Origin of the sequence: Paenibacillus lupini, from assembly GCF_011761355.1 — a bacterium.
Classification (GTDB): Bacteria; Bacillota; Bacilli; order Paenibacillales; family Paenibacillaceae; genus Pristimantibacillus; species Pristimantibacillus lupini.
The window spans coordinates 123,019-137,425 of record NZ_JAASRW010000011.1 but is presented as its reverse complement, the minus strand read 5'-3'; the positions used below and the strand labels follow the sequence as shown (position 1 = coordinate 137,425).

Below are 14,407 nucleotides of genomic sequence, written 5' to 3'. Positions count from 1 at the left end.
GCATAAACGGTCATGGTTTCTCACCTTTAGCTCTGGATTTCCAAGGCTTCTGAAGTAGTCCCGTTATGAGCTCCCTCCATTTGATTGGGGCAAGCGGCTGCATATAGTTCTGATTAAACGTCTCGAGCGAACACATATAGATCAGTATCATAAACACAGCGACGAAGAAACCAAATATCCCGAATAGCGAAGAAAGAATTAACACGAAAAACCGTAAAATGCTCACTGTACCACTTAACGTTTGATTTACCAGCGTAAAGGTTGAGACGGCTGCAACAGCCGCTGCTACGAGCATAGTCGGAGAGGTTATGCCTGCCCGGATGGCGGCATCCCCTATAATAAGACCACCTACGACGGACACCGTCTGGCCGACTGGCCTCGGCAGCCTGACACCTGCCTCCCGGAATAACTCGAACATCCCCATCATTAGAAACATTTCCATCGTTGCAGACATTGGGAGTCCGATCCGGGAGTTCGTTACCGTTGCCAGCAGTGTGAACGGAATTTGATCCGTGTTATAGGCCGATAATGCGACCCAAAAGCCTGGAAGACAAATAGCAAGAACAAAACCCAGAATGCGGAGCATCCGTTCAAGCGACACATAATAATAGGGCAGGTGAGCATCCTCTGGCGATTTAATCAACAGCGTCAGATTGCCAGGAAGAATAATGACAGATGGATTACCATCTACCAATAGACATACTCTGCCTTGCATAAGTGCTTGAACAACATAGTCAGGACGACCAATATAATCAACCAGCGGGAACAGGCTGTTCGGCCTGTCCGATACGAGTTCTTCCAGCTCGGATGAGCTGTACAGCGCTTCGATATGAATAGCGTGAAGCCTCTTCCTGGCTTCTTTAACCAGAGAGGTCTTGGCTTTGCTTTTCATGAACATCATGGAAACTTCTGTCTGTGATTCGGTCCCGATTTTCAAATACTCCACATAGAGGTCGGGGGTCCTTAGCCTCCTGCGAATCAGCGCAATATTCGTAGCTATTCCTTCAACAAACCCATCCCGCGGTCCTTTAACAGACAGCTCCATTGTAGATTCTTCCGGCTGGCGGCCCGGGATGCCGGCGATATCAAAGGAATAGACGGATCGCGTAATTTCATCGATGGCGATAACACTTCCCGAATAGAGGTTAGAGAAGAAATGCGCAGTCTCCTTTTCATTATCGAGTGACAGGCGTGCGCCAAACGAAAAGCCCTCTTTGTGCGATTGGTTATTTTCCATTGTAACCCGAGCATGTTCTTCGCCATCATGCTCGGGCTGACCAGTATTTCTATTTAAATTTTCAGCAAGCTTGTCCAGCTGTGGCAATAAAGCAATAAATACGGTCTGCATATCTACCATGCCACTGCACATGAGAATGCGGAATACTCGCTTCGGATCTTCGCCGACCTCAATCGTTTGGTTGACGACATCGCCGGAACCAGCCAGCTCATCATAAATCATATCCAGACGATCACATTTGCGATCTTGCTCATTCAATTCGCGACTCATAGCTGTAACCCCCTTAAGCTTTTGGATCTGCTGTTTTCCTCACTTTTCGGAACGAAAGCACCCACAGCAGCAGCAAAAGGATGCCAAATATGATCCAGGCAACCGAGAAATAAGCATGCATCAGAATCATATACCACTTCATTTTCATAAGGACGATAAAACTTGCAACCGCCAGGATAAGAACCGTGATAAGCATGCTTATCCACTTGTGCTTCAGCTTCTTGAACGGGCCATAGATCTGAATCAGATAAAGAGGCAGCGAGATCCGGACTAGAGCACCTGAGAGCCATTGAAAAACCGCAAAAAAATCAACATGCTCGAAATATTTGCCGATCTTCACGAGCCTCCACTGGGAATAAGCCGGGTAACGCATGAGGCTGGCTTCGTTTGGCCCAAACAAAGTGATCGCTCCCATTGTAGGACCAATCGTAAGCAACATAAGCATGACCGTCAGAAGAATAAGATGCCATTTTTTAAAGCTCTTCGTCATCTCATGCTGAATGAGCAGCAAGAATGACAGCTCCATAAAGGCACTTAGTGAATGCAGAGCTCCATTTATTATTGGAGAGAACCCCATTTCAAACATCGGAAGCAAATACCGGTAGTCCTTGACAGGCATATTAGCCGACATTACAAAATCCCCTAATCCAACAACGATGGGGAGTAAAATACAAGAAACATAAGTAATGGTGCGCAGTCCATTCATTGCTGCAAACATACAAATAAAGCAAAAGACAAAAAGGACTACAATTTGAGGGGTCTCCGGCAAGTAAGTATTTGACGTCCAGGAAACAACATCCACTAATGTACCAAAGGCAACAAACAGCAAAGCAAGATTAATAATGGCAAGAATCAGCCATACAAAAAAGGCCGGAACATGTTGTTTAAGCCACTCATCAAAGCGTACCCTGTTCATCTTGAACATAACCCGCTGCAGAGGAAAAGCGGCAATCGGAAGAGCAATAATAAGCGCGACCGGAATGCACAGCCAAGCGTCTCTCTTGGCTTCAGCGAGAAGCATCGGAACAACAATGACATGATTAACAAGGCCAACACTTAGCAGAGTCATCATAACGATTGGCCATAACCCGATAGGTTTGGAAGCAAGCTGCACAGACATTCACATCCTTCGCTTCCAGCATTCCCCTAAGCAAGGAAAGTGATGCATATTTTTCTCCATTTAAATAAGCCCTTAGATTGGCAAATCGCCATCAAAAAGGGCTTCATTTGTTAAGGCAGATGAATCGTTTTTACATGGTCGTAATGGATAAATACAGATGATCCGCTCGCATCCGCAAGTTCGAGCAAATTGAGATCAACATTTTTGAGAACACCTGTCTTTCTTGGGTTCTCCCCCAGATCGAGTACAACAAATTGCCCCATATGTTTGCGAAGCTGCTGATCGAAAGTCCTGGCAAGGGTTAATGGAGTTGGCTTAAGTGGGAATTGTTCCGCAGACAAAGAATATGGCGTTACATTCGCATTATACGGGACCAAATACTTGAGATGACGCATTGAGATCATGACGGAATGATAAATTGGAGAATAGAAGACGAAAAAATCATTCATGACAGCTGTTACATATCCATGGATAGATTGATTGCCCGTAATATAAATTTCAGAGAACATTCCCTTGGAATTCAATAAGATTTTACGGAAGGAAATAGAATCATTATAGGGTTCAAAGGGTAGCTCTGGTGTGCTGCTGTAGTTCGCTTCCTCGTCATATACCATTCTCATTTGCTGCATATGAATAAGCGGAATATAGAAAAACTGAACGCCATTATAGAGTACTAGAATATCGGGTCCAAAATCTATGATTTTCCCTCTTATCCCCGCCTTCCCGGAAATAACGAGTTCAACCTGTGAGTCTAAGAGAGGATGACGGTTCTTCAATTGCTCGACCTCCTTTTCAAAAGCAAACCTGAAGGTGATGCCAGGCACAGGTATTCATGCCTGGCACCATCAACCGATTAGCCTTTTTTCGAGCGATTGCCGCCTCCAGATTTTTTATTCGATTTATTGCCAGTGGATTGTGTTTGAGCTGCTGTTCTATTGCCTGTTTTGTTGCCGGATTGACCTTGTGCTTGTGCACCTGATTTGTTGCCCGATTTGTTGCCCGATTTGTTGCCCGATTTGTTTCCGGATTGTCCTTGATTGCCGGATTTGTTGTTGTTGTTTTTGTTACCGCCGGATTGATTGTTGTTGTTGTTTCCTCCGGATTTGTTGCCATTTGATTTGTTGAAGCTAAGTTTTTTGATTGTTTTGATATGATCAATGAGGATATATACCACTTCATTTTTTACAACCAATAATGCTGTATTGCCTTGTACTTCAGCAAGGAAGCCTTCCACTTTCTCCGGTCCGCCCCAGTTAATTTGCACGAATTCTTTTTGTAAGGCTTTGACTACGCCTTTAAAGTTATCGGCCTTGATGAAATCAGTGTTATGACTACCGCCGCTTCTGCCGCCTGCGCTTTTGCCACCATCTGCAAGCCCAGTTACGCTTTTGACATGGCTAAGGTCAACGTATACGACTCCTTCTTTTGTCGAAAGCACCAGGTAATCGCTTTTTACGGCTAGCAGTCTTCCGATCAAAGATTCTGGACCGCCACGGTTAATTTTCACCAACTCGCCTACCAGGTTTCTGATTTGAGTGTCGCCGCCGTTTGTTGGTGTTGTTGTTCCCGGGCTGACATGGCTTTTGTGACTTTTGTGACTCTTGTGGCATTGTTGTCCTTGCCAGTGATTGCAATCATACATGTGCTAAATCCCTCCGATGATTCTCGCATTAATAGATTTACAACCGTACCATCCAATTGACCTTTTGCCACTAATAGGCTGATCTTGCTGTTGTTTGCTTTCTAGTCATCTACCATTGGTGTCGGTTTGTAATATATTTATATGTAACCCGTATATGAGAGGTACTAGATTAGTAACCATTTATCTGGACAAAAGGTACAAATAATCAAAATAATGACGTAAATGGTGTCACTTGCCCCGATACCCGAATAGGGTAAATAAGCACAAAAGCCTATCAGCCACGATAGGCTTTGACTTCGGTCTAAGGGGTGAAGCCCGTGGCAACGCTGCCTATTCGTAAAATCGAGATTGACGAGGATGATCTAAAGGAGCTAAAAAATAACCCTTGGAGTAAATCCTTCAAGCCGATTCATATCGAATTAGATGGGAAACTTTATACAGCGACATTCGGCATTCGAGGCGGTCATACGCGTAATTACAACAAGAAATCCTTCGAGGTCAGATTAGATGGAGGAAAAACACTGCACTGGAATGCAGAGTTTGATGATCCTTCCATGATCCGCAATGCGTTATCTTTTACATTCTTTAATACCATTGGCGTGCCCTCTCCGGAAACAACGCATATATCCGTCGAAATTAACGGTTATCCGCAAGGGGTATACTTAGAAATCGAGGCGGTTGATCAGCGATTTTTCAAAAAAAGAGGAATAGGCTATAACTCCATTATTTATGCCGTCAATGACAGTGCGGATTTCAGCCTTATCGATCAGAACTCTAATCAGAAGAAGAACTCCTTATTTGAAGGGTATGAAATCGTTAAGGGAGAAACAAATACCAAATATCGTCTGGTCCGATTCATTCGCAATATTAATACTATGACAAGCAAACAACTAAACGTATACACCGCCAAACGGCTGGATATTAACCAGTATTTATTGTGGCTGGCAGGAGCTGTTCTTACCGGCAACTATGATGGGTTCGATCAGAACTATGCCTTATACGAACATAAGAACAGCCGCAAATACCGTATTATTCCTTGGGATTACGAAGGAACCTGGGGAAGGAACTGCTACGGAAGGCCTTGCGGCAGTGATTTGGTACGTTTACAGGGCTACAATCAATTAACCGGCAAGCTGTTTACCTTTGCCTCCTGCCGGCAGAAATATCGTGCGATCCTGCTGAACTTATTAAGAACAGCCTTTACTGTCGAACGGATCGATCCCATCATTAACCGAATGTACAAGGAGATTACACCTGCGATTCGGGAAGATTTTACGAGGAAAAGCAGCTTTGATACGTATCTCGATGAGCCTTCCTTTATTCTTGATTATGTACGCGAACGGCGAGGTTTAATAAAAGAAGCCCTTAAAGCTTGGAAATAAGCTTTAAGGGCCTCGTTTCTTCTTAGAATATATCCATACTCAAATAACGTTCACCTGTATCGGGAGCAATACACAATACTCGCTTGCCCGGACCAAGTCTCTTCGCAACCTGCATGGCCGCCCATACGGAAGCACCGGATGACGGTCCAAGTAAGAGTCCTTCCAGACGAGCCAGGCTTCGCATGGTTTGAAGCGCATCCTCATCGGATACCTGAATAATTTCATCATACACATTCGTATTTAGAATCGCCGGTACAAATCCAGGACTCGTTCCAACTAGTTTATGAGGCCCCGGCTTACCACCTGACAAGACAGGTGAACCGGCAGGCTCAACAACCGCGATATGTAAATTAGGAAGGGCCGCTTTAAGCGTCTCGCCAGTTCCTGTAACAGTACCCCCAGTTCCAGCCGTAGCAATAAAGGCATCCAGCTGTTCTTCGGTTTGCCGTAAAATCTCTACTGCTGTAGTTGTACGATGGATATCCGGGTTAGCATGGTTCTCGAATTGATTCGGGATAAAGCTGCCGGGAATTTGTGCTTGCAGCTCTAATGCTTTACGGATAGCACCAGGCATTCTCTCGGCAGCAGGCGTCAATACAACGTCTGCCCCATAAGCCTGAAGCAGCTTGATTCGTTCTGCCGACATATTGTCCGGCATGATAAGAATCAATTTATAGCCCTTAGCAGCCGCGTTCATCGCAAGCCCAATACCAGTATTACCGCTGGTCGGCTCGATGATGGTGCTGCCTGGCTTAATCTGTCCGCCTTGTTCAGCTGCATGGATAAGTGCTGATGCAGCGCGATCCTTCACGCTGCCACTTGGATTAAACCGCTCAAGCTTGACGCATACGTCTGCGCTTCCCGCTTCTACAAGCCGATTGAGCTTAATGACAGGCGTATCGCCGATGAGGTCGGTGATGGAATGAACAATTCGTGGCATAAGTTCTCCTTTAGTTCAAATCGTGAGGCGAGCTACACAAAACTATTAGGATTCGATCGCTGTTGTCCCGAATTTCTTCAATTCTAACCGCATTGCGGTTGAAATTCGGGACAAAGGCGAACACTTCGTTTCTCATTCCTAATAGTTTCGCTTTGCGCGCTTCGATTTGAATAGCGTTCAAAAATTATTAACGAAATTTATTGTTGGCAGATAAGAAGGGACGGATGAAGAACCATCCGGCGATGGGAACGATACCAACACAGAACATAAGGGTAACGATTGCCGCTGGTGTCTGCGTCTGGGATAAGACGATCAGATAAGCGGCTAGGCCGATGACACGGCCGATAATTAAGCCGGCTTCGCGGAGGACGATCAGCTCCTCGCGGTTCTTGGCGCTTTCCTCGGAATCGCCGATCAGGTCGAAGACCCGTGATGTCATCGGAATAATGTACAGCGGTATAAACAACGAGGTGCCGATACCAAAGATAAGCAGAGTACTATAGTTCACTTTCATGAACAACGGGAGAACGATCAGTCCAATCATAATCGTACCAATCAGCATCGCGATTTTTCGATTGCTTGCTTTGAGGCGTTTTCCTACAAACCAGAAGCTAATCAATGCAACCAGAGAGGTAACAAGCGAGAAATTACCCAGCTTGCCTTCGTTTTTAGTCGCAATGTAAATAACCAGCCCGATAAGGAACATAAATACACCCTCGCGAACACCCTGCGTCACTATAGCTCCGAACATTCTTCGCCATGGATTACCTTTCTCTTTCAATTGATCAATGCCGAGCGTCCATTTGTACTTCTCGCCTTGTACTCCTCGATCGGTAAGCCAGAAGCTTCCAACCACGCTTAATCCGAAGACAACAAGCGATATGGTGAAAATAAGCTTATAGCCGCTCTCACCTTGAAGAGACGTAATTAAGTATCCAGACACCCATGGGGCGATAATACCGGACAAAGCGCCGAGTATACCGGCAATTCCGTTGAAACGGTCCCTATTATCCGGCTCCGTAATTTCGAAATAAACTACATTATAAGCCATCCAATAAAAACCAAGAGCCATACCGCTTAACATGCCAAGCGGAACACTGTAAACTTTGGCCTGCTGACCTAACAGGAGTACTGTAAAATAAAACGCCCCCGACAGCACGATGCCAAGACGGAGGCTGTACATCTTATGATGTTCCTTCACCCATTTGCCCGCCAGCCAAAAGACGATACCACTTGTCACATATTGTCCAAGCGTATACCAACCGATCAGCATAAAGGACTGGCTTGCTTTCCAGAGATAGACCGGTATGAACGTTCCAGACAGCGCACTTGCGATGCCAAACAAGCCTTGAACAGCAAGCAGCAAAATCGCCTGCGACCCCAGTGCCCCGCCTTGGCGTGAACCTGTGACGCTTCGGCCTACGCCGCTCAGACGCCCGCCGGTCTTAACGCCATGATGACTCTGCTTCAATCCGATTCCTCCTAAAAAGAATTGCCACACGCTAGGCCTTATCTAGGCTGTTTGTGGTCATTCTTTGTTCGTAAGGATCACCTAACAATGGTTATCCACTGTTAGATTTCCCAAAAGAGCAGGGGTCATGCCGTCCTCTCTTTACCAGATCAAGCTAATTATTCCTTAGGCGCAAGCAAAGCAAGCATCTGATCGCGAGCTTCAGGGCTGAGAATCAATGAAACTTGGAAGCAAGACGGACAAATATAGGTTACCGTCTCAACCGGCGAATGAACAACAGCTCTTCCTGTCACGGTGTGAACAGTCGGCTGCAGCGAAATGCTTTGCTTGCCAGCCTCCAGCATATACTCGCGGCATGTCGGACATTCTGGTGCTTCATCCTGACTGTCCGTAATTTGACGGATTGTCTCTTCCGCAGCAAGCCACGAGAGATTCACTTGACGGAAGCCCCCATTGGAATCATCTTCTTTATCACCGGAATCAGCTTGCTCCTGTACTTCTTCTTCGTCTTCCCAGCTTTCTTCATTGTCGTCATCAGGACGATCAATTCCAAATTGCATCGTGCGGTAGCCGCTAAGCTCGTTCTCGCAGTGTGGGCAATGTTTCTCCGGCCCAATCTCCTCGTCCCAGACGATTTCTGTATAACACCACGGACAAATGTTTTGCTCTTCCATTCCTTAATAACCTCCACAGCTTAATTGTTCATCATATAAATAACACCAAGACCAAAAAATATAATAGCAATCGCGAGTAAAATCCCCCACAAGTATTTCATGCTTGCCCTCCTACTTCGAAAGCGTAAGTGCATATGCCACTTACAAAATAACCGTTGCTCCAATAACATAGGACAAAGAAATCGAAATAACCATTGCGATAAATCCTACAGCCCGGTTATCCTTCGCTATTTCGTCATCTATACGAAATACCGGTGTTAGAAATTCAAATAAAAAATAAGCAGCAAGTAAGATAATAAAGCCGAATAAGCCCCAGATCAGACTTTCATACACCGAAACATTAGCTTCTATTGAAAATCTGAATATATTGCATATCCCAAATATTTTCCCGCTTGTAGCCATTGCGACCGACATATTGCCGTTCTTGATTTCCTTCCAGCAGTTATAACGGGTCACCAGCTCAAACACGGATAAAAAGACGATAAGCGACAACACGACCAGCGATACATAAACGAGTGATGCCGCATACGAATTGCTAAGCAAACGATCGACTTCCGTACCCATCCTTATCACTCCTATGGCTTGCTACCTTCCTGCAGGCGGATCGGCGAAGCTATTTCAGCTCCGCCACTGTTACTCCTGCGCCGCCTTCACCGTATTGTCCAAGCCGGTAACTCTTCACAAGGCTATGTCTGCGCAAATATTGCTGTACACCAGTGCGAAGCACACCAGTCCCGATTCCATGAATAATGTACACTTGGCCAAGACCGCCTAAATACGTTTCGTCCAGGAAACGGTCAACCTCGATAATCGCTTCTTCCAGATTTGCTCCACGAAGATCAAGCTCCATTCGCAGATTGTCGTCTTTGGAACGCTTGAGGCTTGCCGTTTGCTTCGGCTGTTGCTGCTTGTTAACCTGCGCTACTGTCTTGATCAATTCCAAATCATCAAGCGCAACCTTCATCTTCATAATGCCAAGCTGGACCGTAGCATCCGAGCCGCCGATCTCAACAACTGTGCCTTTCTGATTGAGACTGTAGACCATGACCTCGTCTCCCGCTCCAATCTTCGCGGGTTTCTTAGCTCCGCCGCCTGCAGGACGCTTCTTCTTCGACGTAAGCTCTGGCGCCGCTTCTTCCAGCTTCCGCTTCGCTTCGATCAGCTTATGCTCCTTGACAGATGCACCTTCTTCAAGCGCAAGCTTGCGCAGATCCGAAATGATCTGATCTGCTTCTCGTCTTGCCTTTGCGACAGCTTCATGTGCTTCCTCCTGAGCTTTTTGAAGCATCTTATCCCGCTGCTCCTCGAAGCGCTCGAGCTCTGCTTCATGACGTGCCCTTTGCGCTTCCATTTCCTTACGCATGGACTCCGCTGTATTACGGTCAGACTCAGCACTAAGACGATCCTCTTCAAGGGAGGCGATCATATTCTCAACACGCATGTCTTCTTCGCTGACTTCACCTCGTGCATGATCGATGATATCTCGGCTTAGACCAAGCCGTTCAGCAATTGCGAACGCATTACTTCGGCCCGGCACGCCAACAAGCAGACGGTAAGTAGGACTTAATGTAGCAACATCAAATTCCATGCTGGCGTTAATGACGCCTTTCCGGTTATAAGCATAAGCTTTTAATTCACTATAGTGGGTAGTCGCGATAATACGGCTGTCCAGCTTATGGATATGTTCCAAAATAGCAATCGCTAGTGCCGAGCCTTCGGCAGGGTCTGTACCTGCCCCAAGCTCATCAAGGAGTACGAGACTCTTCGACGTCATCGACTTCAGGATGCGAATAATATTGGTCAGATGGCTGGAGAATGTACTGAGACTTTGCTCGATACTTTGCTCATCACCAATATCGGCATAAATCGAGTCAAACACACATAGCTGACTGCCATCTTCCGCAGGAACAAACAAACCGGACATCGCCATCAGACTGAGCAGTCCAACTGTTTTCAGCGATACCGTTTTACCGCCTGTATTTGGACCAGTTACGATGATGGCTGTAAATTGATTGCCAAGCTCAACATCAAGCGGCACAACCTTCTCGGGTGCAATTAAAGGATGACGCCCACGCTTAATCTTTAGGAAGCCCCGGTCATTCATACGCGGCAGTGTGGCTTTCATCTCATGCGCAAGGCGGGCTTTCGCATAGGCGAAATCCAGCTTGCCAAGCAGTTCTTGGTTGTAGAGTAAATCCTCTACATGCTCTGCAGCTTTTGCAGTCAGCTTTTGCAAAATCTTCTCGATCTCGCGCAGCTCAGCCGCCTTCGTCTCACGCAGCTTGTTATTCATCGCTACGACCGTTTCCGGCTCAATAAAGAGCGTAGCCCCTGAGCCCGACTGATCATGGACGATACCGCCAAAATGCGATCGGTACTCCTGTTTGACCGGAATGACATAACGGTCATTCCGAAGCGTGATGATGGCATCCTGCAGCATCTTCTGTACCGAGGAGGAGCGAAGCATCGACTCAAGCTTCTCACGTATACGTGATTCCCCGCTGCGCAGCTCTCGGCGAATGGAAGCAAGCTCCGGGCTTGCGCTGTCCATAACCTCGCCTTGATCATCAATACAGTCGAAGATTGCGTCTTCCAGCGGTTTATGTTCGGCTAATTGATCAGCCAGTTGGAAGAGCAGCGGAATTGGATCATCCTCATGCAAGTTGTCGATATGTCTCTTCACCCGGCGCGCTCCTCTTGCTGTTGCTGCAATATCAAGCAGCTCAACAGGGTTCAGCGTTCCGCCGATCCGCGACCGGTGCAGGGAAGCGCTTATATCTACAACGCCGCCAAATGGTGCATTGCCTTTCAACCGATCTGCCTTGAAGGACTCATCGGTTGCTTGCAGCATGAGCTTCACGTCCTCCAAATCGGAGACGGGAGCAAGGCGTTCTGCTTCACTTTTCCCAAGCGAAGTCGAGGCATGCTGTACCAATTTATTAGTTATTTTATGAAATTCCAAAGTGGATAAAATTTTGCTGTCCAAGTGAACACTCCTCTCGCCCTTTTATTATAGCTGAACAATGTAGCGGATGCACGATATCCCCATTTGTTTCATACATGTTTCCCCGAAATATGGTCATAATAAAAGTGGAAAAAGAAGCGCACCATACTTAGGCTAACCTAACTTGAGGAGGCTAACGATATGAGTTTTCTTGGTCATGTAGTCCGTTTTATCGTCTCAGCCATTGTTCTTATGGTTGTAGGCTGGATCGTTCCACAGTTTAGTGTCGGTGGATTCTGGAGTGCACTCCTGCTTGCGCTCGTTATTGCTGCGCTTGGCTGGATCATCGAAGGTATCTTTGGCAAGAAAGTTACACCTTTTGGACGCGGTATTGTTGGCTTTATCGCCAGCGCAGCCGTCATCTGGATTGCACAATTTATCGTCGGAGGGGTAGAAGTAACTTGGCTTGGAGCAATTCTCGCCGCTCTTGTCATAGGGATTATCGACCTCTTCATTCCAGTCAGCACACCATACGAAGCTGGCAGAAGCGATTATCGCGACCGCGATCAACACTAGTCCAAATGTCCATGAGCTCCCTTGCCCAGTCGGAAACGATGGGCAGGGGAGTTTTTTTGTCACGTAGCTGTCACTGCAAATCAAATGGGGATAAGTTACAATAGTACAAGAATGTATTTTTATCTATTTGCCAATGAAAGGGGTATTCTCAATGAAAAAATGGTTACTATTCGCATCAGTATTGTGCCTGGTGTTCGTTATTGCCGCTTGCGGATCCAATAACAATGGCAATTCAGAAGCAGCAAGCTCAACTCCTGCAGACGTCGTTATTAAAGCAAGCAGCTGGGAATTCGATCAGCCAGAATATCATATTAAGAAGGGCCAGACGCTGGAGCTGGAATTAATCGACGGCGTGCATGGCGTACAAGTTGACAAAACAGATCTAAAGCTGACGAACAATAAAGCAAAAACAGTTAACCTCGATGCTGGTGAATATGAAATCAACTGCAACATCCCTTGCGGTGGTGGACATTCAAAAATGTCAGCTAAGCTTATCGTTGAATAAGCAGTATGGAATTAATAAGCGAACCTCTTGGCAAATAAGCCGGAGGTTCTTCTTTTATTCGCGGTCATAGCGTGGCCATAAGCCACATAGGAATTATAATGATTCCTTTTCAAATAAGTAAGAAAGACTGATGGTCACGCCTCTTCCCCTATCACCTTCCGGTCTGATAAGATGATTCATAAATCCATCTTAGCCAGTGTTTATGAAAAATGAATATGCTTACGATCTATGAATAAGCATTTATAGCTCATACTTGGCTATTTTCATTTGAGGAGGGTATGATCATATGAGCTTATTAAACGGACGGATTGCCGTCATTAGCGGTGCAGGTTCTGGACTTGGCAGGGCAGCTTCCCTATCATTCGCTAAGGAAGGTGCTGAAGTTGCTTTATTAGGCCGCCGTGAGAACAAGTTGCAAGAAACTGCGGCGCTTATCAAACAAACCACGGGTCGAGAAGCACTTATCATCCCTACCGATATCACACAAGAAGATCAAATTCAGACCGCAGTCCAGCAGATCGTTGACCAATGGGGCTCTATTCATGTCTTGTTAAATAATGCCGCCGTATTGGAGTCTGGCTCCGTTCTTGAGTTAACGTCTGAGGAATGGCATATGCAGGTTGCCACTAACTTAACTGGCCCTTTTCTACTGACCAAAGCTGTGCTTCCGGCTATGCGCAAAACCAAATATGGTCGTATCATTAATATAACTACAGGCTTGTCCTGGAACGGAGCCGGCGGCTATGCAGCCTATAGTGCAGCCAAGGCAGGGCTTGAGTCTCTGACGCGTACGCTTGCTGACGAGGAGCATGAGCATGGCATCCTCGTTAATTTATATAATCCCGGCACCCTGCGAACCGAAATGCATGCAACTGGCAAAGACCCGGCAATTGTCACACCTGACCTCATCCGTTTAGCCAGTCTGCCGGTTGGCGGCCCAACCGGTACGATCGTGAGTTACGGTTAATAGAGATTTTATAGAGGAAGCCGTTCCAAAGTTATAACTTTGGAACGGCTTTTTTATTACCCAGTCCACACATTCCACCACTGCAGTACGGATTTTCCGTCTTATTTGCCTCGTCGCACCAGGTAGATAACCCTTGTTATAAAAAGGCCTCTAAATTGCCCGACATCCCAAACGGACTATCTTTACCTCCAACTTTCACATAACCTTTTAGTTCGATATTCGGGTTGGTGAAGTCCAGCAGACTCTTATTGCCGAACACTTCAGTAATAGGAGCGCTCACCCGGTATACTACTTTCTCGCCACTTTTTAGAATAATAGGCTGAATATCATTTGTTATGCATTCGATTTTATAGGGATTTTCCATAGCACCATTAGATTGGAGAAAGGGGTAAGACAAGTAGAAATTAATATACCCGATCGTAGCCTTTCCCGTATTTGTTACTTCAATCTCATAGGTGCGTTTTTGTTCTGATGATGTACTTTTCAGCAGTTTAAAGTGAATGTCTTGATCATGAAATGCTGTACCCTCTCCTCTGTTTGTTGAACAACTGGAAAGGACAAACGACATCGCGAGTATAAGTATCGTTAGCTTCTTCATATTTCCTCCTAGATCTCAGATCACATCGTTCAGCCACGGCGAAAAGAGAGCCATCCGAAATAACTCAGATGACTCTCTTTT

At 46.1% G+C, this 14,407-nt stretch carries 14 protein-coding genes; 4 read left to right on the top strand and 10 right to left on the bottom strand.

Features of this window, described 5'->3' with window-relative positions; genetic code table 11:
* Positions 1 to 10 precede the first annotated feature (10 nt).
* The 4 genes from FHS17_RS27840 to FHS17_RS27825 form a co-directional block, all read right to left on the bottom strand.
* Positions 11 to 1,507, bottom strand: a complete 1,497-nt coding sequence (locus FHS17_RS27840; RefSeq protein WP_167282315.1) for a spore germination protein — start codon at positions 1,505 to 1,507, stop codon at positions 11 to 13.
* Between the two features lie 13 nt (positions 1,508 to 1,520).
* Positions 1,521 to 2,627 carry an endospore germination permease gene (locus FHS17_RS27835; protein ID WP_167282313.1) on the bottom strand — a complete coding sequence of 369 codons (1,107 nt, stop codon included), beginning with the start codon at positions 2,625 to 2,627 and terminating at the stop codon, positions 1,521 to 1,523.
* A gap of 110 nt (positions 2,628 to 2,737) precedes the next feature.
* Positions 2,738 to 3,403 (bottom strand): DUF2642 domain-containing protein, encoded by a 666-nt coding sequence (locus FHS17_RS27830; protein WP_167282311.1) that lies wholly within the window; start codon positions 3,401 to 3,403, stop codon positions 2,738 to 2,740.
* 77 nt (positions 3,404 to 3,480) lie between these two features.
* Positions 3,481 to 4,269 (bottom strand): hypothetical protein, encoded by a 789-nt coding sequence (locus tag FHS17_RS27825; protein WP_167282309.1) that lies wholly within the window; start codon positions 4,267 to 4,269, stop codon positions 3,481 to 3,483.
* A gap of 317 nt (positions 4,270 to 4,586) precedes the next feature.
* Between FHS17_RS27825 and FHS17_RS27820 the strand changes: the two genes are divergently transcribed.
* Complete coding sequence (locus FHS17_RS27820; RefSeq protein ID WP_167282307.1) at positions 4,587 to 5,651, top strand: CotH kinase family protein; 1,065 nt, start codon at positions 4,587 to 4,589, stop codon at positions 5,649 to 5,651.
* A 22-nt stretch (positions 5,652 to 5,673) separates the two neighbouring features.
* Here FHS17_RS27820 and cysK read toward each other — a convergent pair whose 3' ends face one another.
* From cysK to FHS17_RS27795, 5 genes are all read right to left on the bottom strand, one after another.
* On the bottom strand, positions 5,674 to 6,591 hold the full coding sequence (gene cysK, locus FHS17_RS27815; RefSeq protein ID WP_167282305.1) for a cysteine synthase A: 918 nt from the start codon (positions 6,589 to 6,591) through the stop codon (positions 5,674 to 5,676).
* A gap of 187 nt (positions 6,592 to 6,778) precedes the next feature.
* On the bottom strand, positions 6,779 to 8,062 hold the full coding sequence (locus FHS17_RS27810; protein WP_208420602.1) for an MFS transporter: 1,284 nt from the start codon (positions 8,060 to 8,062) through the stop codon (positions 6,779 to 6,781).
* Between the two features lie 158 nt (positions 8,063 to 8,220).
* Positions 8,221 to 8,736, bottom strand: coding sequence for a hypothetical protein (locus tag FHS17_RS27805; RefSeq protein ID WP_167282303.1), 516 nt, complete (start codon positions 8,734 to 8,736; stop codon positions 8,221 to 8,223).
* Between the two features lie 141 nt (positions 8,737 to 8,877).
* Positions 8,878 to 9,300: a DUF350 domain-containing protein gene (locus FHS17_RS27800; protein ID WP_167282301.1), complete on the bottom strand. Its 423-nt coding sequence runs from the start codon at positions 9,298 to 9,300 to the stop codon at positions 8,878 to 8,880.
* A 49-nt stretch (positions 9,301 to 9,349) separates the two neighbouring features.
* Complete coding sequence (locus tag FHS17_RS27795) at positions 9,350 to 11,722, bottom strand: endonuclease MutS2 (protein ID WP_167282299.1); 2,373 nt, start codon at positions 11,720 to 11,722, stop codon at positions 9,350 to 9,352.
* Positions 11,723 to 11,881: 159 nt separating this feature from the next.
* On the opposite strand from FHS17_RS27795, the gene FHS17_RS27790 reads away from it, so the two are divergent.
* The 3 genes from FHS17_RS27790 to FHS17_RS27780 all read left to right on the top strand — a co-directional run bounded on the left by FHS17_RS27790 (position 11,882) and on the right by FHS17_RS27780 (position 13,728).
* Positions 11,882 to 12,256 carry a phage holin family protein gene (locus FHS17_RS27790; protein WP_167282297.1) on the top strand — a complete coding sequence of 125 codons (375 nt, stop codon included), beginning with the start codon at positions 11,882 to 11,884 and terminating at the stop codon, positions 12,254 to 12,256.
* Positions 12,257 to 12,407: 151 nt separating this feature from the next.
* Positions 12,408 to 12,761, top strand: a complete 354-nt coding sequence (locus tag FHS17_RS27785; RefSeq protein WP_167282295.1) for a cupredoxin domain-containing protein — start codon at positions 12,408 to 12,410, stop codon at positions 12,759 to 12,761.
* Positions 12,762 to 13,047: 286 nt separating this feature from the next.
* The gene (locus FHS17_RS27780; RefSeq protein ID WP_167282293.1) at positions 13,048 to 13,728 is read left to right on the top strand and encodes an SDR family NAD(P)-dependent oxidoreductase; all 681 of its coding nucleotides are present in this window, start codon (positions 13,048 to 13,050) and stop codon (positions 13,726 to 13,728) included.
* Positions 13,729 to 13,864: 136 nt separating this feature from the next.
* On the opposite strand, the gene FHS17_RS27775 is transcribed toward FHS17_RS27780, so the two are convergent.
* The gene (locus FHS17_RS27775) at positions 13,865 to 14,326 is read right to left on the bottom strand and encodes a hypothetical protein (RefSeq protein ID WP_167282291.1); all 462 of its coding nucleotides are present in this window, start codon (positions 14,324 to 14,326) and stop codon (positions 13,865 to 13,867) included.
* Between the last annotated feature and the right edge of the window lie 81 nt (positions 14,327 to 14,407).

Excerpts from the sequence above, each read along its gene's own strand:
- FHS17_RS27840 (WP_167282315.1), bottom strand. The coding sequence starts at position 1,507 with ATGAGTCGCGAATTGAATGAGCAAGATCGCAAATGTGATCGTCTGGAT.
- FHS17_RS27835 (WP_167282313.1), bottom strand. The coding sequence starts at position 2,627 with ATGTCTGTGCAGCTTGCTTCCAAACCTATCGGGTTATGGCCAATCGTT.
- FHS17_RS27825 (WP_167282309.1), bottom strand. The coding sequence starts at position 4,269 with ATGTATGATTGCAATCACTGGCAAGGACAACAATGCCACAAGAGTCAC.
- cysK (WP_167282305.1), bottom strand. The coding sequence starts at position 6,591 with ATGCCACGAATTGTTCATTCCATCACCGACCTCATCGGCGATACGCCT.
- FHS17_RS27805 (WP_167282303.1), bottom strand. The coding sequence starts at position 8,736 with ATGGAAGAGCAAAACATTTGTCCGTGGTGTTATACAGAAATCGTCTGG.
- FHS17_RS27800 (WP_167282301.1), bottom strand. The coding sequence starts at position 9,300 with ATGGGTACGGAAGTCGATCGTTTGCTTAGCAATTCGTATGCGGCATCA.
- FHS17_RS27790 (WP_167282297.1), top strand. The coding sequence starts at position 11,882 with ATGAGTTTTCTTGGTCATGTAGTCCGTTTTATCGTCTCAGCCATTGTT.
- FHS17_RS27785 (WP_167282295.1), top strand. The coding sequence starts at position 12,408 with ATGAAAAAATGGTTACTATTCGCATCAGTATTGTGCCTGGTGTTCGTT.
- FHS17_RS27780 (WP_167282293.1), top strand. The coding sequence starts at position 13,048 with ATGAGCTTATTAAACGGACGGATTGCCGTCATTAGCGGTGCAGGTTCT.
- FHS17_RS27775 (WP_167282291.1), bottom strand. The coding sequence starts at position 14,326 with ATGAAGAAGCTAACGATACTTATACTCGCGATGTCGTTTGTCCTTTCC.